This is a genomic window from Blautia sp. HA8986 (assembly GCF_056504635.1).
On the sequence record NZ_JBWLUQ010000002.1, the window covers coordinates 147,884 to 165,975 of the forward strand.

An 18,092-nucleotide genomic window follows, 5' to 3' on the forward strand; every position below is an offset into this window, starting at 1 on the left:
AGATGACAGAAAAACAGGAGCTTCTTTTGCAGCTCTTCCGAGAGATCGATGAAATCTGCAAAAAGCATAATCTTAGATATGTGATGGCCGGAGGAACGCTGATCGGTGTCCTTCGAAACGAAGGCTTTATCCCATGGGATGATGATGTAGATATTTATATGCCGAAAAGTGACTGGGATAAATTCGTGGAAATCTGTAAGACAGAGATGCCACCTAACAGAGCGATCCACTGTTCTGATGTGGACAGGACGTATACGAATGGATTTCCACGTTATGCAAGCACAGACAGCTGTTCTATCCACAAGCATCAGATCATTGGAGAGGATAAGGCCGGGGAGATCATAGATGTGCTGACGCTGGATCCGATCCCGGACGATGACAGAGAATATGAGAAGTACAGAACACACATGATGATCTACACAGATCTTCTCAATATCAGCATGGTCGTGGGAGCGAGATGGGAGATTTCTGCTTTTCAGTATCTGTACTGGTTATTACGATACAAATTTTTTGGAAAAGACAGAACCTTGAAGAAGCTGGAGAAGATTATGTTTTCTTACAAAGAGGAAGAATGCAGCCGCTATGCAATGCGCTGGGGCGGATGTCCGTTCCTTTTTGACAAGGACATGATGTTTCCTGTGAAATATATGGATTTTGAAGGAACCAAAGTTATGGTTCCAAACAGAACCAGCGATTATCTGATCTGGCATTACGGAGATGAATGGTCTTATATACCGCCTCATGGGGAAAGGGAGTCCCATGAGTCTGTTTATGTGCCAGGAGCTACGTATCAGGAGATCCGTGACGAGTATCTGCCAAGGATCGATAAGGGCCGGATACGCAGACAGATGACATTCCGTAAATTCTACTGCCTTATCCAGACAAGAAAAGATCATAAGCTGGATATGCGAAGAAACAGGATCAAGGCAGGTGTGATTGCGAAGGATCTGGAAGCAAGGGTTATGAAGTCAGAGAAGAATGTGGAGACTCTTCTGGCAGAAGGCCACTATGATGTTCTGAATGAACTTTTTGAGGATTATTACAAGACACAGCTCAGTGTGGAATTTATCGGCCGTGAGGATTATAAGGGAATCCGTCCGTTTTATCACCCCACACTGATAGCTGTGGAGGATTCCGTTTTTCAGATCGCCATGCTGACACTGATTTATACAGAGCGTGTTTCCAAGGCGTATCGACTGTATGAAGTGAGAAAAAAACTGGATCATCTCACTCAGGAAATGGAACAGACAGTGGAAGATATCCGCAGATTTCGTAAAGCTGCCTGCCATTATGAATTTCGTGAGATGAAAGAAGCGGAGGAGATCGTGGATGATCTTCTGCGTAAATATCCGGACGCGCCGGGATTCCTGAAGTTTAAGTGCAGGTTCGTGATGGCTCGGGTTCAGGATCCATGGAACGCTTCTGAGGCAGAAGGATTTTTGGCACATGCGTTGAGGATCTTTCCTCACGATGGATATTTTATCAAGTATAAAGGGGATCTTCTGTGGAAAAAAGGGCTCCAGGATGAGGCACTGGAACATTTTGCGGAAGCGAGGGAATGTACCAGCAACGGAATTGTGCATCTTGAATTGGATAAATTCCTGAAAGACAAAAAGAGCCAGGCTGTGAAGGAATGCCGGAAACTTCTGGAGAACAGAAAAAAGGATGAGGCTTTTTCACTGATGGAACTGTGGAAGAGGCTGATGCCGGAGGATTCAGAAATCGACGGAGCTTTTTATCTGACAAAAACTTCTTATGTTCGCACGAAAGCGGAGCTTGAGGAAGTGATAAGTGAACTTTACTGCAAGATCGGTATATCTGATGATAAGATAGAGAAGGCTGAACTTTCGAATGAGATGCTGTACCGGGAGGCACTTACCCGCGCATGGCAGAGATTCGGTTATTCAAAACCTCTGGCACAGTGTCGTACCAGACTGCTGTGCACAGATGAAGAGAGTGAAATGGAATATCTGGCGGAGGAACTTCGCAGCTCCCGGATCCATAAGCAGCATCTTGGTGTAACATACAAACTGCTTGGAGACGTCCGCAGAAAACAGGGACAGACCCGGAGCGCATTTGAAAATTATTTCAAGGCACTGGAATGTGCGCTGCCTTCTTATATAAAGATGGAGCTTTCCAGGATCATCCTTGAGGATATGTATAAAGGAAGCAGAAGAGCAGCATTTTTTGCAAAAAAAGCAGATGCAGCGGAGTTTCTGAATGTCTGGCTGGATAAATATAAAAGTCAGGAGAATATCAGAACGATCCTGGATATAATTATGTAAATCTAAAAACCAACAGAAACGAGGCAGAGTATGTTGACCAGAGAGCAGAAGAAAATACTGGAACTTCTTAAGGAAATCGATATCATTTGCAGAAAAAACAAGATCACATATTTTCTTTCTCCGTATTTTACCCTCTGTGCTGTGACAGGACGGCCTTTTCCAATGAATCCGATGACAGGTGCAGTATATATGAAACCGGCAGATATGGAGCGGTTCAAGAATGCCTTTGAGGAAGAACCGGGGCTTCGAAGAGCACTGGAATCCATGGATAATAATAAGCATTTTCCGAATTTTCACCTTCGGTATACGGATAAAGATACCCTGTTTTACAGGCTGGATGATTACGGAAAATATCAGCATCCCGGAATGGCGGTGAATATTCTGCCGTTACAGTGTGAATATGGTCCGAAATGGAAATATTTCTGGAACCGTATGCTTGAGGAAGGCTGGAAAAAGATCAACGGAAAAAACAGCAGGTGGAAGACGAAGAGAGAGTTTGTGTGTATCTGGACAGTACGTTTTCTGTCACTGTGCGGCAGGGAATGGCTTGGAAAAAGAATCTTCCGGGATCTGATCCATCAGCCGCAGGAAGAAGTAAAGACTTACGTTGTTCGTACCATGAATAAGAATACGTATTATCCGGCTTATGTTTTTGAAGAGTCCCTTGAAGTGGAACTGGAAGGGGAGAGATTTTTTGTGCCGGGAGATACAGATAAATATCTTACAGTGGCTTTTGGTAAAAAATATCAGAACAAGGGTCCGGAGAATTACCGTCCAAGTCCTGTGGTAATGTGCAGTGCCCTGATTCCATGTGAAGAATTTATGCAGCAGTCAAAGGAGCTTAAAAAACTTGCTGCCAGCAGAAGGAAAAGAGCACGCCGTACAGATTTTGGTATGAGTTATAAGAAATATTTTAACAAGTGCTGGGATTATGCGAAATTTTGCGGAAAGAAGTATACCTGTGCAAGAGCATACAGGCAGAAGCTGGATTATATCAGGAATCTGTATAAAAATGCAGATTATGTTCAGCTGGAGAACGCATTCTCCGAGTATACGAATGTAATGAACAAATGTCTGAAATATGATGAAATATTTGAGGCAGATCCGGAAATACTGGATTTATATATGCAGTATCTTGAAAAAACGGGACGGATTCCACTTTTGGAAAAGGTAAAAAAATATGTCTGATAAAATGAAACTTACAGATTATGTGACAGAATTTCTTCAGAAAAAAGGAATTCACGATTTTTTTGGATACCAGGGAACGATGATCGCTCATCTGGTGGATTCTATTGAGCACAATGCAAATACAAAAAGCCATTCCAGCTATAATGAACAGGGAGCGGCTTTTGCAGCCTGCGGTTATGCACAGGCCAAGGATTCCTGTGCCTGCGCGTATGCTACCAGTGGTCCGGGTGCTGTGAACCTGCTTTCCGGCGTGGCTGATGCGTATTTTGATTCGCTGCCCGTGATCTTTATTACCGGACAGCTGAATACTTATGAATATTCCGGAATCGACGGTCTTCGCCAGCAGGGATTCCAGGAGATCGATATTGTTTCCATGGCGAAGCCTGTGACGAAGTATGCAGTGCAGATCCGGGAAGCACAGGATATTGTGAGAGAGCTTAATCTGGCATGGCAGATCGCCAATACAGGACGTAAGGGACCGGTTCTTATTGACCTTCCGATGAATATTCAGAGAGGGGAAGTCAGTGATCCGGTTTATGATATGAAGTTTTCCGATGAGGAGACAGAGGCAGCTGTATACAATCGGAAAGATGGTGGAAACGGAGCTGCTTTTTACAGGGAGGCTGTGGATAAAGCTGATTCTGCTGATGTAGCTGAAGCTGTGGAAGAAATTTTATGTAAACTTAAAGAGGCGAAACGACCGGTGTTTATGATCGGCCACGGAGCAGCTGGTTCCGGGGAAAAAATCCTCGTCGATATTGCAAGAAAGCATCAGATCCCTGTGATCACAAGCGTTCTGGCAAGATCAGTCCTTGCATGGGATGATCCGCTGAATTGTGGCTGTATTGGCGGCGCGTACGGACATCGTTATGCAAATATGATCGCCAATGCCAAGAGTGATCTTCTTGTGTGCTTTGGAATTTCCCTGTGTACACGTCAGATCGGAACCAAAGTTCATGAGTTTGCCAGGGGCGCACAGATCGTGAGGGTGGACATTGACCCTTATAATCTTCAGAGAGAAATCCATGAAGGCAGAGAAGGGGAGAAGTGTTTTTGCGTAAGCGCAGAGGACGTGGCAGAGAGATTAGCTGCCGCTGAGAGCCGGATCAGTTCTTACGGGGACTGGCTTGAGGTGTGCCGGAGAATCCGCAGAGAGCTTACACAGGTGGATGATGAGACTCCGGAGAGATATCCGAACCGCATGATCGCATATTTAAGTGACCAGCTTGGAGATACCGGTGCTGTGGCTGTTGATGTAGGTCAGCATATGGTATGGAGCTATCAGTCCTTTCATAATAAACAGGATCAGAAGATTCTTTTTTCCGGTGGACATGGTGCCATGGGCTATGCACTTCCGGCGGCGATCGGAGCCCATTATGCCACCGGGAAGCCGGTAGCCTGTATCTGCGGTGACGGTGCATTCCAGATGAATATCCAGGAGCTGCAGTGGGTGAAGCGTGAGAACATTCCGGTGAAAATGGTCGTGATGAATAATGAGGCTCTGGGTATGATACGCCATCTTCAGAGAGATTATTTTGATTGCGTATATGCGGATACTTCCGATGGCAGCGGATTTTCGTCCTGTGATTTTTCAGATGTGGCTAAGGCGTATGGAATCCGGGCAAAAAGGATCCAGGGTGAAGATGTGGAGAATGCTTCCGGGGAGTTTCTGGAGCAGAACGGGCCGGAGCTTCTGGAGATCATGCTGGAGAACGGAACTTATGCGTACCCGAAGACCTGTCTTGGGGAGCCGATCCACAATCAGCAGCCTTATATACCGAAACCGATTTTTGATGAACTGATGGAGATATAATATGGGAAAAGTAACTGTGATCACAGGCGGTACCTCCGGCATTGGAAGAGGGATCGCTGAGAAAATTCTGGCTGAGTCAGCAGCTGAGGACAGGATTTTTGTAACATATGGGCATAATGAGGACAAGGCACAGGCGTTTCTTGAGAACCTTCCCCGGGAAAAAAGATCTCAGGTGGTCCTGGTGAAAGCAGATATGTCTTCCTATGAAGATATGATGGCTTTTGTGGCGGAGCTGAAAGACCAGGCAGATCATATTGACTGGCTGGTGAGCAATGCGGGAGTGAGCACCTATGCCAAGTATGAGGATTATACTTTTGAGGAGTGGACAAGGATCGTGAACACCAATCTTTCTGTGCCTGTGTTTATGGTTAAGGAGCTGCGGCCAATGATGAGTGAAGGTGGAAGCATTTTGTTTACCGGATCTTATGCAGGACAGCAGGCGTATTCGTCTTCTCTGGTGTACGGTGTTACCAAGGCGGCGATCCATTTCCTGACCAAATCTCTTGTAAAAGAGTTTGAGCCGAAGGGCATTACTGTGAATGCCATTGCACCTGGATTTATCGAAACTCCATGGCACAGCGCCCGCACCCAGGAGAGCTATGACCGCATCAATAAAAAAATCGCACTCCACAGATTCGGAACAGTGGAGGAAGTGGCGGATATGGCATTTGCAGTGCTTGGAAACGGGTATATGAATGGCAGTGTAGTGGATATCCACGGGGGTTATGACTTCTTTTGACATTTCGAAAACGAGATGAAGCGGAGCGGAATCGAGTTTGTGCACTTGAGACGTTCGTATGGAACAGTGAATTTCTTTATATTTAAGTGAAAAAGGCTTGACTTGCATGCTTGCTCTGTGCTAAAATTGACAAGCGACATGGAAGTTAGGTCTTTTTTTTATGCCCGAAAATGACGACGGATAAACGTTCCGGGCAGTACGGAAGACCATGCAAATGAAAACACTGGAGGTGGAAGTTGTGCGCGTTAAGATTACATTAGCATGTACCGAGTGCAAGCAGCGTAACTACAATATGACGAAGGAGAAAAAGAACCATCCTGAGAGAATGGAGACCAAGAAATATTGTAAGTTCTGTCATACACACACTCTGCACAAGGAAACAAAGTAATCACAGAGATTTGTGAGGTTATGCTATGGAAAAACAGAAATCTGCGGACAAGCCGCAGAAAAAAAGTTGGTTTCAGGGAATTCAGTCAGAATTTGAGAAGATTGTCTGGACAGACCGTGCCACACTGGCAAAACAGACTGTTGTGGTCGTGATCATCACGATCATCCTGGCAGTGGTTATCAGTGTAATGGATTCCGGAATTCTGGAATGCATTAATTTCTTAATGAAGTAAGGATAAAGGTGATTGTATGTCAGAAGCAGCAAAATGGTACGTTGTCCATACCTATTCAGGGTATGAGAACAAAGTAAAAGCCAACATTGAAAAGACAATCGAGAACAGACACCTGGAAGACCAGATCCTGGAGGTACGTGTTCCGCTGCAGGATGTAGTGGAGATGAAGAACGGAACCTCAAGACAGGTTCAGAAGAAGATGTTTCCAGGCTATGTGCTTCTCAATATGGTGATGAACGACGATACCTGGTACGTTGTCCGTAATACCAGAGGTGTTACCGGATTCGTAGGACCGGGATCAAAGCCTGTGCCTCTTACAGAAGAGGAAATGCTGCCGCTTGGTATCCAGAAACCGGATATCGAAGTGGACTTCGCAGAGGGCGACATGGTAGTTGTTACTGGTGGTGCATGGAAGGATACCGCAGGTGTGATCACAGGTATCAATATGCAGAAACAGACAGTAACAATCAATGTTGAGCTTTTCGGTCGCGAGACACCGGTAGAAATAAGTTTCGCAGAAATCAAAAAAGCTGAGTAATAAAAAAACAAGGTAACAGCAAGTGGGAGGGACACACCCCCGCCAATACCACATAGGAGGTGCCGAAAATGGCAAAGAAAGTAACAGGATATATCAAATTACAGATTCCGGCTGGTAAAGCAACTCCAGCACCACCTGTAGGTCCGGCTCTTGGACAGCACGGTGTAAACATCGTACAGTTTACAAAGGAGTTCAACGCAAGAACAGCTGATCAGGGAGACCTTATCATCCCGGTTGTAATCACTGTTTATGCTGACAGAAGTTTCAGCTTCATAACCAAGACTCCGCCGGCAGCAGTTCTTCTTAAGAAAGCTGCAAACATCAAATCTGGTTCCGGTACACCGAACAAGACCAAAGTAGCTAAGGTTACTAAGGCACAGGTTCAGGAGATCGCTGAGCTGAAGATGAAAGACCTCAATGCAGCATCTATCGAGGCTGCTATGAGCATGATCGCCGGTACAGCAAGAAGTATGGGAATCGAAGTCGTAGACTAATAAATACCGAAGCTTAAGTTCGGGGTTCCCGTAGAAAAAGTGAAATTTTCAAGTGGGAGGGCTTTTCCCCGCAAATACCACAGGAGGTTATAGAAATGAAACGAGGAAAGAAATATGTGGAAGCTGCGAAAGCAGTAGACCGCGCAACATTATATGATGCACCAGAGGCTATCAGCCTTGTTAAAAAGGCTGCTGTAGCTAAATTCGACGAGACCATCGAAGTTCACATCCGTACAGGCTGCGATGGACGTCATGCAGATCAGCAGATCCGTGGAGCAGTTGTTCTGCCACACGGAACAGGTAAAAAAGTTCGTGTACTTGTATTTGCTAAAGATGCTAAGGCAGAAGAGGCAAAGGCAGCAGGAGCAGACTTCGTAGGAGCTGAGGATCTTATTCCGAAGATCCAGAACGAGGGATGGCTTGACTTTGACGTTGTAGTTGCAACACCGGATATGATGGGCGTTGTAGGTCGTCTTGGTCGTGTACTTGGACCGAAAGGCTTAATGCCGAACCCGAAGGCTGGTACTGTAACAATGGACGTAACAAAAGCTGTTAACGACATTAAAGCAGGTAAGATCGAGTATCGTCTTGACAAATCCAACATCATCCATGTTCCGATCGGAAAGGCTTCCTTTACCGAGGAGCAGTTAAGCGACAACTTCCAGACGCTTATGGGAGCTATCACAAAGGCTAGACCTAGCACACTGAAAGGTCAGTATCTGAAGAGCGTTACAATCGCTCCGACAATGGGACCTGGTGTTAAGCTTAACCCGGTTAAATTAGCTCAGTAATAAATTTTAAATGCCCTGTGCAGAGATGAGAATCTTTGCATAGGGTATTTTTTATTTGGAAAAAATTCTCAGGGAGATGGGAGAGAGTCTTGATTTTTTAGCTTAATGCTTTTACAATAAGGCTCAAACCAGTAATAGATGGATAGATTTAGAGATTTGTCAGAGATTTATCATCTAAAGTTTACAAATGAAAATTGAAATTATGTTAGGATATAAAAAAGATGGGGAAAACGTTTCTGTAGGGGAAACTTACAGATGAATTTGTCTGGACAGGGAGTATAAATTGAGATCAAAAAAGCGTAAAGCGAAGAAAATAAAGAAACAGGTAAATAAAATAAAAATGATACTCTGCCTGGTGGTGGAGGCTATCGTAATCCTGACACTTGTAGTGATCATCGGTTGGAACAAAGGTGTAGGAGACTGGATGGAGTCTCTGCAGAAACCGGTCGTACGCAAGCTTGAGATGAGTGGCATCAACAGTCCCTATGCAGTGCTGATGCAGGTAAAAGGCGGTAAGATCATCGGAAATATGAAGGGTGATGAGAAGATCTATCCGGCTTCTATGACGAAGATCATGACTGCGATCGTAGCCATTGAGAACCTGGATGATCTGGATCAGGAGATCACTCTGACACAGGAGATGTTTGCGGGGCTTTATGAGCAGGATGCAACCCAGGCAGGCTTTCAGCCGGGGGAAACAGTGCGTGCCATTGATCTTCTCTATGGTGCCATGCTTCCATCAGGGGCAGAGTGCTGTATCGCACTGGCAGATACAGTTGGCGGTTCCAGGGATGGCTTTGTGGAGATGATGAACAAGAAAGCGCAGCAGCTTGGCATGAATAAGACGCATTTCTGTGATACGACAGGGCTCCATGATTCGGATCATTACAGTACTGTGCGTGATATCGCGGTGCTTCTGAGATATGCACTTAAGAATGATACCTTCCGGGAAATTATTGAGAGTCCGCGGCATTCTACAGGAGTGACCAATATCCATCCAAGCGGGATCACATATTACAGTACCATGTTTAAGAATTTATCAGATACTTCTGTAACTGGTGGTCACATCCTGGGCGGCAAGACAGGATATACCAGTGAAGCCGGATTGTGTCTGGCAAGCTTTGCAAAAATCTATGACAGGGAATACATTCTGGTAACGGCAGGCGCAGCAGGCAATACGGGAAGTGCACTGCATGTGCAGGATGCAGTGACGATTTATAACCGGCTTGGCAGTGCGATTGAGGCGCAGATGGAGAAGTGATTTTTTATTCTAAAATTTACCGGCACAGAGGTGTATGCTGCTGTATTGGCAGTATAACACTTCTGTGCCGTTTTTTGATTCTTCAAAATGAAATCGTATAGCGGGAACCTGCAATGTATTCGCGGCTGATATAAAGCGGACTTCCATCAGGAGCTTCCATATAGGAATCCAGGATCAGCACAGGATCACCGGAAGACAGACGCAAAGTTTTGGCCATATCAGGGGAGGCTGCAGTAACAGAAATTGTGCTGCGGCTGGACTCTGCGATCGTACAGCTGTAGGTGGCTTTGATATATTCAAAAAAAGAACCGTTTTCTACAGCATTCGGATCAAAATCCGGGAAAAGTCGTGTGGGGAGCCAGGTGTGAACATCAATAACCGGAATACTGTCAGCCAGAAGAAGACGTTCCAGGAAAAAAATTTCTTCATCGGGAGCAAGCTGCAGAAAATCAGAGGTTACGGTGTTCGCATTTTTTTTGCAGAAGGACAGTACGTGAGATTCCGGAATACGGTCATTCTGACGGCAGGATTCGGAAAAACTCATATTTTTCTGGGATTCAAATTTACGGAAGATCATGGGGGATTTTACAAAGGTTCCTTTTCCCTGGTGCTTGATAAGATATCCCTGTGTGCAAAGCTCTTCCACGGTACGTCTGACAGTGATCCGGCTGACATGGTAAAGATCGGCAAGCTCCGGCTCTGTCGGGATTTTTTCCCCGGGCTTATAAGTACCGTTTTTGATCTGACTGGTAATAATATCCATAAGCTGCTTGTAAAGCGGCTGGATCGAATTTTTATTTAACATGAAAATATCCTTTCTAGAGATTGTTCATAAACGATATTTTACTATAGTGCGGATGTATTTGTCCAGTAAGAGACAAGCCTTTGCAGTGCGGAGGAGTGTGTATAGGATGAATAATTAATCATAAATCATGAATATACTCTTTACTATAACGTTATAATATGTTATATTCTTCAAAAAGGTAAAATGCAAAAAATTAAGAGAAAGAAAATCATCTGAAAATCCGAAAAAACCTGTATTTTCAATGGATTTAGAGGATTGTCAGACGAATTTCCACAAAACCGGAGGATGAAAAATGGACGCAGTAAAAATCGTAAATAAGATCAGTGAAGAGCATGGAACAATCAAAAATGTGTATTTTCTTGCATGTGGAGGTTCTCTTGTAGATTTATACCCGGGATATTATTTCCTGCGTGCGGAGTCAGCAGTGATGGATGCACAGTGGATCCCGGCCAGAGAGTTTGCTTTGACACCGCCTAAGAAGCTTGGAAAAGACAGCCTTTTGATTATCTGCTCTCACAGCGGAAAGACCAAAGAATGCCTGGAAGCGGCGAAAGTGGGAATGAATGCAGGTGCAGCAGTTGTGACCATGACACATGCACCGGGATCTGCCTGCGATACAGATGAGTGGATATCTGTTGTATATGACTGGGCACCGGGAGTGAAAGAAGCAGAGAAGCCGCAGGGAATCGTACTTCGTATTCTTAATGAGCTGATGAAGGTACAGGAGCCGGGATATGTTCTTTATGACAAAATCGCAGAAGGATTTGATAAGATCGATGAGATTATTGCAGCAGCAGTGAAGGATCAGCAGAATGCGGCATGGCTTTTTGCAGAAAAATATTCAGAGGAACCGAACCTTTATATCATGGCATCAGGAGCCTCCTATTCACAGGCCTACGGATTTGCTATCTGTTCACTTCAGGAAATGCAGTGGATGGACTGCGGATACCTGAACAGTGCAGAATATTTCCATGGACCATTTGAGGTGACAGACGAGGAGCACCTTTACATTCTGATGATGAGTCGTGGAAGAAACCGTATGATGGATGAGCGTGTTCTGACTTTCCTTGAAAAATACGGAAAGAAATACGAAGTGATCGATGCGGACAAACTTGGCATGGCAGCTATTGACGACAGCTGCGTGGAATATTTTACACCAATGCTTTTCTATACCATGACAACTGTTTACCGCACCGCACTGCAGGATAAACGCCGTCATCCGCTGGATATGAGAAGATATATGGGTGTTGTGGAATACTAAAAACGCTGCTTGTGCCTGTGCACAGAGAAAGGGGAAAAATGAGCAGATACAGTACAAAACTCCTTGGGTTCGGAGACAATGTTGTGGATATCTACGATCACTTAAAAACCATGTATCCAGGTGGCAATTGTGTAAATGTCAGTGTCTACGGTAAAATGGCAGGCTGTGAAAAAACAGCATATATGGGATATTTCGGGAATGATGACAGGGCAGAGCTGATCATAGATGTGCTGGGAAAAACCGGCGTGGAAACTGTGAAATGCAAACAGCTTCACGGTGAAAATGGCTATTCCAGGATCACATTAAAAGACGGAGATCGTGAATTCCTGGATTTTAATGAGGGTGGCATTCGTGGAAAAACACCGTATATCTTAGATCGTTTTGATCTGGAATACATGAAAGGATTCGATGTGGTACATAGTGGAAATTATTCTTTTACAGAGAGTGAGCTCCACAAGATCAAAGAATCCGGAATCCCGGTTTCCTTTGATTTTTCTGATGATTCCACAGAAGAATATTATGAAAAAACGGCACCGTATGTTACATATGCTTTTTGCTCTTTTGATGGAACCGATGAGGAAGCAAAAGAACATCTGAAAAAGCTCACCTCCATGGGACCGGAACTTGCCATGGCTTCCAGAGGTGCGAAAGGCTGTATTCTCTATGATGGGGAGAAATTTTTTGCCCAGGAAGCAGCTCCGCTTGAAAAAGTGAAGGATACTCTCGGTGCAGGAGATTCCCTGATCGCGTCTTTCCTTACAGGCTTTATTGGAAGAACTAAAGCCGGTATGGATAAGGAAACCGCGATCTGTGAAAGTCTTGAAGAGGCAGCTGCTTTTGCGGCGGGTATCTGTGGTATGGAAGGTGCTTTTGGCTACGGAAAAAAATATGAATAGCAGGAGGGGAAAATAATGGGACGCAATGGAAAAAGCAGAGCTCTTATTTGCTTTGTACTGTGCATGATCATGGCTCTGCCGGTATATTTCAGCAGTGCAGTGGCAGTAAAAGCGGCAGAACAGCAGACCATCATCATAGGAACGAATGCAGAGTATTCGCCGTTTGAATACCTGGACGATGATGGAAATATTACAGGTTTTGATTACGATCTTCTGGAGGCGATAGCCAAAGAAGAAAACGTGAAGCTGGTATGGAAGGATATGCCCTTCGATTCCCTGATGGGTTCTATGGAGGCCGGAGATGTACAGGTGATCGCTGCCGGAATCGGACCTACTGAGGATCGTAAAAAAAGTGTTGATTTTTCCGATGTTTATTATACCGGTACACAGTGTATCATAAGCCGTAAGGATAATCCAATCAAGAATTTTGAGGAGATGTCCGGAAAAACAGTTGCAGTTCTGGAGGGTGCACAGAGTGATATGATCGCATCCGGCGAGACTACTGATTACGGTGAAGTTAAGGATGCCAAAGTAAAAAGATTTAAAAACGCTTCCAGTGCAGTCATGGAGCTGAAAAACGGTGGAGCAGATGCAGTTCTGATCGACAATATCATGGCTGAAATTTACTGTAAACAGAATTCAGATCTGCAGTATGAGTCTGTGCCAAGCACAGCAGAGGATACTGTTTTCTGTATTGAAAAAGGAAACACAGAGCTTGTCCAGATCATCAATGACGGGCTTGCAAAAGTAAAAAAATCAGGGGAATATGATGATCTTTATCAGAAGTATTTTGTAGACACAGTTGAAAACAGTGAGGATGTGACAGATGTAGCAGCAACAGATGGTTTTCTGGGACTTTTAAGCTTTATTTTCCTTCAGGATAACCGCTGGAAGTTTTATATCAATGGTCTTGGGATCACGCTGATCGTTTCCCTTTTGTCAGTGGTCGTAGGTATCCTGATCGGTCTTGTGGTGGCTCTGGTACGTCTTGGAGCTGCGAAAAAAGGCAGAAGAACCATTCTTTCCACGATCGCGGATATTTATGTTGATGTGATCCGCGGAACACCGTCGGTTCTTCAGCTGATGATCATTTATTTTGCTGTATTCCACAGTAGGCTTGGATATGTGGCAGCAGTGGTCAGCTTCGGTATCAACAGTGGTGCGTATGTTTCCGAGGTTATCCGCGGAGGTATTTTGTCTGTTGACAAAGGTCAGAGTGAGGCAGGACGTTCGCTGGGCCTTGGATATAAAGATACCATGCGTTTTATTATCATTCCGCAGGCTGTAAAAACCATCCTTCCGGCAATGGGTAACGAGTTTATCCAGCTGATCAAAGAGACTTCTATTTTGGGCTATGTGGGTATCATGGATCTGACAAAGGCGGCAAGCTATGTTTCTTCCCGTACTTATCAGATGTTCATACCGCTGATCGTTGCAGGTATCATGTACTATCTGATCGTGAAGTGCCTGAGCCTTCTGCTGAAGAGATTTGAAAGGAGACTGAGAGAAAGTGATTGATGTTAAAAATCTGAAAAAATCCTTCGGGGATGTACACGTATTAAAGGGAATCACAACTCATGTAAACAAAGGTGAGTGTATCTGCATCATCGGTCCGTCCGGCTCCGGAAAATCTACTTTTCTGCGCTGCCTGAATCTTCTGGAAAAACCGGAGGAAGGTGAGATCACCGTAAACGGACAGCAGCTCCTGGATCCGAAGCTGGATGTAGATAAATTCAGAGAAAATGTGGGAATGGTTTTTCAGCATTTTAATCTGTTCCCCAATATGACAGTATTAAAAAATATCACCCTTGCACCGGTACGCCTTGGCAAATGGAATGCAGCGGAAGCTGACCAGAAGGCAAGAGCTCTTTTGAAAAGAGTCGGGCTTGAAGAGAAAGCGGATGTTTATCCCGGAAAGCTTTCCGGCGGACAGAAGCAGAGGGTTGCTATCGCCAGAGCACTGGCAATGAATCCCCAGGTACTTCTGTTCGACGAGCCAACATCAGCTCTTGATCCTGAGATGGTCGGGGAGGTTCTTGAGGTTATGAAAGAACTTGCAAAAGAAGGCATGACCATGCTGGTGGTTACCCACGAGATGGGATTTGCAAGGGAGGTCAGCGACAGAGTGCTCTTTATGGATGATGGGGTGATTCTTGAGGATAGAAATCCGAAAGAACTGTTTGGGAATCCTCGAGAGGAAAGGACGAAGGAGTTTCTTTCTAAAGTGTTGTAGGGTTTTTGGGGGTAAAAAAGTTCTGTTTTGAAAAAACGGGGAAATTCGCGGGGAGGGGAGGCACTCGGAGTTGCGAAGCCCGTTTCCCCTCCCCACACCCCACACCTCCGGGCACGCCGCTGTGCTACGCCTTGGAGAGTGTTAATTTATCGGCTTAGTCCTGTATGCTGCTGTATCGGTGGCGTCAGGCTGAGCCGATTTTTTTGTTCTGCCGGACGGGAAAGCGGCCCGCGTAGCGGGCCTGTTCCCTGGGATATGGCAAAAAAGATAGAAGGAGTTTTGTTTTCAGGGATAGGATAGTCAGGAAAAGATTTATTTCCCAAAATAGGACAGCCAAAAACAGATTTGTTCCCAGATATACATCAAACAGGAACAGGTCTGCTACGCAGACCGCTTTCCGTTCACCACACACCCATCGACACAATTCCCACACAACCAATACCGTGGAATACAGAATCCTTTCCAACACATTGTAGCATACCACAACGCAGAGCAGCGACGTGCCCGGAAAGGGGGAGCGCGAGGGGGAAAAACGGGCTTCGTAACTCTGAGTGCCTTTCCCCCTCGCAAACCTGCCCACGCCCAAGTGTCCCCCCGAAAGGAAAAGAGCCCCACTGCCCAAAGTGTTCCCCCTGGAAAGAAACTATCCGTCAGAAGACACAGGCTCTCCGCCCAGGAGCGTACGTCAGACGCCCGACATTGTACAATATCTGGTACAATTTTCTCATTAATTTTATCAATAGTACATTCCCTTGTATATTATAAAGAACATACATCCAATCTGTTGACTTTGAAATCTGAATCTGTTATCTTATGGTCGTCATGAGAAATGTTATATATTACTAACTGCGCGGGCAGTGAACGAATAATGATTAAGACAGAACAGAGAAAGGATGTGCAACAAATTGGCAAAAGTTAATTTCGAGCAGTGGAACGGATTCAAAGGCGATCGTTGGAAAGAGAAAATCGACGTTCGTAACTTCATCAGCATGAACTATACACCATATGATGGAGATGCTTCCTTCCTGGAAGAGCCAACAGAGGCAACTGATAAACTCTGGGGCAAACTTCAGGAGCTTCAGAAAGAAGAGCGTGCAAAAGGCGGCGTTCTTGATATGGAGACAGAGGTAGTAACAGGAATTACAGCATACGGTCCTGGATATATCGATGAGGAGCTCAAAGACCTGGAGCAGGTTGTAGGTCTTCAGACAGACAAACCTCTGAAACGTGCTTTCATGCCATACGGCGGAATTAAAATGGCAGAGCAGGCATGTGAGACTTACGGATACCATGTAAGCGACAAAATCAAAGATGTTTTCAACAACTATGAGTTCAAAACACACAACCAGGGTGTATTCGATATCTACACACCAGAGATGAAGAGAGCACGTCACAACAAGATCCTTACAGGACTTCCGGATACTTACGGACGTGGACGTATCGTAGGTGACTACAGACGAGTAGCTCTTTACGGAATCGATTACCTGATCGCAGGTAAAGAGAAAGACTTCGCAGCATGCGACCGTCAGGGTATGAGACGTTATGACTTCCAGCTTCGTGAGGAGATCGCAGATCAGATCCGCGCTCTGAAGAAGATGAAAGAAATGGCTCAGATCTATGGCTTTGATATTTCCCAGCCGGCTAAGAATGCAAAGGAAGCATTCCAGTGGCTGTACTTCGGATATCTTGCAGCGATCAAGACTCAGAACGGAGCTGCAATGAGTGTTGGACGTATCTCCACATTCCTTGATATCTATATTGAGAGAGATCTTGAGAACGGAACTCTTACAGAGAAAGAGGCACAGGAGCTTGTTGACCATATCGTAATGAAATTCCGTATGGTTAAATTCGCTCGTATCCCGTCTTACAACCAGCTCTTCTCCGGTGACCCGGTATGGGCAACTCTGGAAGTAGCAGGTATGGGACAGGACGGACGTTCCATGGTAACAAAGAACGACTATCGTTTCCTTCATACACTTGAGGATATGGGACCGGCTCCGGAGCCGAACCTTACAGTTCTCTATTCTTCAAGACTGCCTGAGAACTTCAAGAAATATGCAGCAGACATCTCTGTTACAACAAGTTCCATCCAGTACGAGAACGATGATGTTATGCGCCCGGTATGGGGCGATGACTACAGCATCTGCTGCTGTGTATCTGCTACAGAGACAGGTAAAGAGATGCAGTTCTTCGGTGCTCGTGCAAACCTTGCAAAATGCCTTCTTTACGCGATCAACGGCGGTGTTGATGAGAAGACAAAACAGCAGGTAGGACCTCAGTACCAGCCGATCACTTCCGAGTATCTTGACTATGACGAAGTAATCGCAAAATATGATCAGATGATGGACTGGCTTGCACATCTGTATGTCGGAACACTGAACATGATCCACTACATGCATGATAAATACTACTATGAGGCAGCTGAGATGGCACTTATCGATACAAAGGTTGACCGTTCTTTCGCAACTGGTATCGCCGGATTCTCACATGTAGTAGATTCCCTTGCCGCTATCAAATATGCAAAAGTAAAAGCAATCCGTGATGAGGACGGAATCACAACAGACTTCCAGGTTGAGGGTGACTTCCCACGTTATGGTAACGATGATGACAGAGCAGACGAGATCGCAACCACTCTGCTTTCCACATTCCTTGAGAAGCTGAAACACATCCATACCTATCGTGATTCCAAGCCAACCACATCCATCCTTACCATCACATCCAACGTTGTTTATGGTAAAGCTACAGGATCTCTTCCGGACGGAAGAAAAGCCGGCGAGCCTCTGGCACCGGGAGCTAACCCGTCTTACGGCGCAGAGCAGAACGGACTTCTTGCTTCCCTGAACTCTGTTGCAAAGCTTGACTATGAGGATGCACTTGACGGAATCTCCAATACTCAGACAATCAACCCGGATGCACTTGGCCATTCAGAGGAAGAGCGTACAGAGAACCTTGTAAATGTACTTGACGGATATTTTGACCGTGGGGCACATCACCTCAATGTAAACGTATTCGGTAAAGAGAAACTTATCGATGCTATGGAGCATCCGGAAAAAGAGGAGTATGCAAACTTCACGATCCGTGTTTCCGGATACGCTGTTAAGTTCATCGACCTTACAAGAGAGCAGCAGCTTGACGTTATCGCAAGAACCTGCCACGAAAGGATGTAAT

General features: G+C 45.2%; 16 protein-coding genes. 15 read left to right on the plus strand and 1 reads right to left on the minus strand.

The window, feature by feature from the left end; translation table 11 throughout:
• Nucleotides 1-2: 2 nt before the first annotated feature.
• From AC04Q4_RS13405 to AC04Q4_RS13450, 10 genes are all read left to right on the plus strand, one after another.
• The gene (locus AC04Q4_RS13405) at nt 3-2,285 is read left to right on the plus strand and encodes a LicD family protein (protein ID WP_173737653.1); all 2,283 of its coding nucleotides are present in this window, start codon (nt 3-5) and stop codon (nt 2,283-2,285) included.
• A gap of 30 nt (nt 2,286-2,315) precedes the next feature.
• A complete protein-coding gene (locus tag AC04Q4_RS13410) occupies nt 2,316-3,473 on the plus strand; it encodes a LicD family protein (protein ID WP_173737654.1) in 1,158 nt (385 codons plus the stop codon).
• The gene (locus tag AC04Q4_RS13415) at nt 3,466-5,286 is read left to right on the plus strand and encodes a thiamine pyrophosphate-binding protein (RefSeq protein WP_244092501.1); all 1,821 of its coding nucleotides are present in this window, start codon (nt 3,466-3,468) and stop codon (nt 5,284-5,286) included. Before AC04Q4_RS13410 ends, AC04Q4_RS13415 begins: the two co-directional genes overlap by 8 nt.
• 1 nt (nt 5,287) lies before the next feature.
• Nucleotides 5,288-6,025, plus strand: a complete 738-nt coding sequence (locus AC04Q4_RS13420) for an SDR family NAD(P)-dependent oxidoreductase (RefSeq protein WP_173737655.1) — start codon at nt 5,288-5,290, stop codon at nt 6,023-6,025.
• A 238-nt stretch (nt 6,026-6,263) separates the two neighbouring features.
• Nucleotides 6,264-6,413, plus strand: coding sequence for a 50S ribosomal protein L33 (gene rpmG, locus AC04Q4_RS13425; protein ID WP_044961412.1), 150 nt, complete (start codon nt 6,264-6,266; stop codon nt 6,411-6,413).
• Between the two features lie 25 nt (nt 6,414-6,438).
• Nucleotides 6,439-6,645 (plus strand): preprotein translocase subunit SecE, encoded by a 207-nt coding sequence (gene secE, locus AC04Q4_RS13430; RefSeq protein WP_173737656.1) that lies wholly within the window; start codon nt 6,439-6,441, stop codon nt 6,643-6,645.
• A 16-nt stretch (nt 6,646-6,661) separates the two neighbouring features.
• Nucleotides 6,662-7,183 (plus strand): transcription termination/antitermination protein NusG, encoded by a 522-nt coding sequence (gene nusG / locus AC04Q4_RS13435; RefSeq protein ID WP_173737657.1) that lies wholly within the window; start codon nt 6,662-6,664, stop codon nt 7,181-7,183.
• A 68-nt stretch (nt 7,184-7,251) separates the two neighbouring features.
• The gene (gene rplK, locus AC04Q4_RS13440) at nt 7,252-7,677 is read left to right on the plus strand and encodes a 50S ribosomal protein L11 (RefSeq protein WP_015525333.1); all 426 of its coding nucleotides are present in this window, start codon (nt 7,252-7,254) and stop codon (nt 7,675-7,677) included.
• Between the two features lie 95 nt (nt 7,678-7,772).
• Nucleotides 7,773-8,468, plus strand: a complete 696-nt coding sequence (rplA, locus tag AC04Q4_RS13445; protein WP_021976011.1) for a 50S ribosomal protein L1 — start codon at nt 7,773-7,775, stop codon at nt 8,466-8,468.
• 283 nt (nt 8,469-8,751) lie between these two features.
• Entirely contained in the window at nt 8,752-9,729 is a 978-nt protein-coding gene (locus AC04Q4_RS13450; RefSeq protein ID WP_330594785.1) for a D-alanyl-D-alanine carboxypeptidase family protein, read from the plus strand.
• 82 nt (nt 9,730-9,811) lie between these two features.
• Here AC04Q4_RS13450 and AC04Q4_RS13455 read toward each other — a convergent pair whose 3' ends face one another.
• Nucleotides 9,812-10,534 (minus strand): GntR family transcriptional regulator, encoded by a 723-nt coding sequence (locus tag AC04Q4_RS13455; protein WP_173737658.1) that lies wholly within the window; start codon nt 10,532-10,534, stop codon nt 9,812-9,814.
• A 292-nt stretch (nt 10,535-10,826) separates the two neighbouring features.
• On the opposite strand from AC04Q4_RS13455, the gene AC04Q4_RS13460 reads away from it, so the two are divergent.
• From AC04Q4_RS13460 to pflB, 5 genes are all read left to right on the plus strand, one after another.
• Entirely contained in the window at nt 10,827-11,795 is a 969-nt protein-coding gene (locus AC04Q4_RS13460) for a phosphoheptose isomerase family protein (protein ID WP_173737659.1), read from the plus strand.
• A 38-nt stretch (nt 11,796-11,833) separates the two neighbouring features.
• Nucleotides 11,834-12,691 (plus strand): PfkB family carbohydrate kinase, encoded by an 858-nt coding sequence (locus AC04Q4_RS13465; RefSeq protein WP_173737660.1) that lies wholly within the window; start codon nt 11,834-11,836, stop codon nt 12,689-12,691.
• Between the two features lie 15 nt (nt 12,692-12,706).
• Nucleotides 12,707-14,209 carry an ABC transporter permease subunit gene (locus AC04Q4_RS13470; protein ID WP_173737661.1) on the plus strand — a complete coding sequence of 501 codons (1,503 nt, stop codon included), beginning with the start codon at nt 12,707-12,709 and terminating at the stop codon, nt 14,207-14,209.
• Nucleotides 14,202-14,924, plus strand: coding sequence for an ATP-binding cassette domain-containing protein (locus tag AC04Q4_RS13475; RefSeq protein WP_173737662.1), 723 nt, complete (start codon nt 14,202-14,204; stop codon nt 14,922-14,924). Before AC04Q4_RS13470 ends, AC04Q4_RS13475 begins: the two co-directional genes overlap by 8 nt.
• Before the next feature lie 905 nt (nt 14,925-15,829).
• A complete protein-coding gene (pflB, locus tag AC04Q4_RS13480; protein ID WP_243251594.1) occupies nt 15,830-18,091 on the plus strand; it encodes a formate C-acetyltransferase in 2,262 nt (753 codons plus the stop codon).
• Nucleotide 18,092 lies beyond the last annotated feature (1 nt).

What these genes read in the sequence shown, in the direction of transcription:
- AC04Q4_RS13405 (WP_173737653.1), top strand. Translation starts at nt 3, where the DNA reads ATGACAGAAAAACAGGAGCTTCTTTTGCAGCTCTTCCGAGAGATCGAT.
- AC04Q4_RS13410 (WP_173737654.1), top strand. Translation starts at nt 2,316, where the DNA reads ATGTTGACCAGAGAGCAGAAGAAAATACTGGAACTTCTTAAGGAAATC.
- AC04Q4_RS13415 (WP_244092501.1), top strand. Translation starts at nt 3,466, where the DNA reads ATGTCTGATAAAATGAAACTTACAGATTATGTGACAGAATTTCTTCAG.
- AC04Q4_RS13420 (WP_173737655.1), top strand. Translation starts at nt 5,288, where the DNA reads ATGGGAAAAGTAACTGTGATCACAGGCGGTACCTCCGGCATTGGAAGA.
- secE (WP_173737656.1), top strand. Translation starts at nt 6,439, where the DNA reads ATGGAAAAACAGAAATCTGCGGACAAGCCGCAGAAAAAAAGTTGGTTT.
- nusG (WP_173737657.1), top strand. Translation starts at nt 6,662, where the DNA reads ATGTCAGAAGCAGCAAAATGGTACGTTGTCCATACCTATTCAGGGTAT.
- rplK (WP_015525333.1), top strand. Translation starts at nt 7,252, where the DNA reads ATGGCAAAGAAAGTAACAGGATATATCAAATTACAGATTCCGGCTGGT.
- rplA (WP_021976011.1), top strand. Translation starts at nt 7,773, where the DNA reads ATGAAACGAGGAAAGAAATATGTGGAAGCTGCGAAAGCAGTAGACCGC.
- AC04Q4_RS13455 (WP_173737658.1), bottom strand. Translation starts at nt 10,534, where the DNA reads ATGTTAAATAAAAATTCGATCCAGCCGCTTTACAAGCAGCTTATGGAT.
- AC04Q4_RS13460 (WP_173737659.1), top strand. Translation starts at nt 10,827, where the DNA reads ATGGACGCAGTAAAAATCGTAAATAAGATCAGTGAAGAGCATGGAACA.
- AC04Q4_RS13465 (WP_173737660.1), top strand. Translation starts at nt 11,834, where the DNA reads ATGAGCAGATACAGTACAAAACTCCTTGGGTTCGGAGACAATGTTGTG.
- AC04Q4_RS13470 (WP_173737661.1), top strand. Translation starts at nt 12,707, where the DNA reads ATGGGACGCAATGGAAAAAGCAGAGCTCTTATTTGCTTTGTACTGTGC.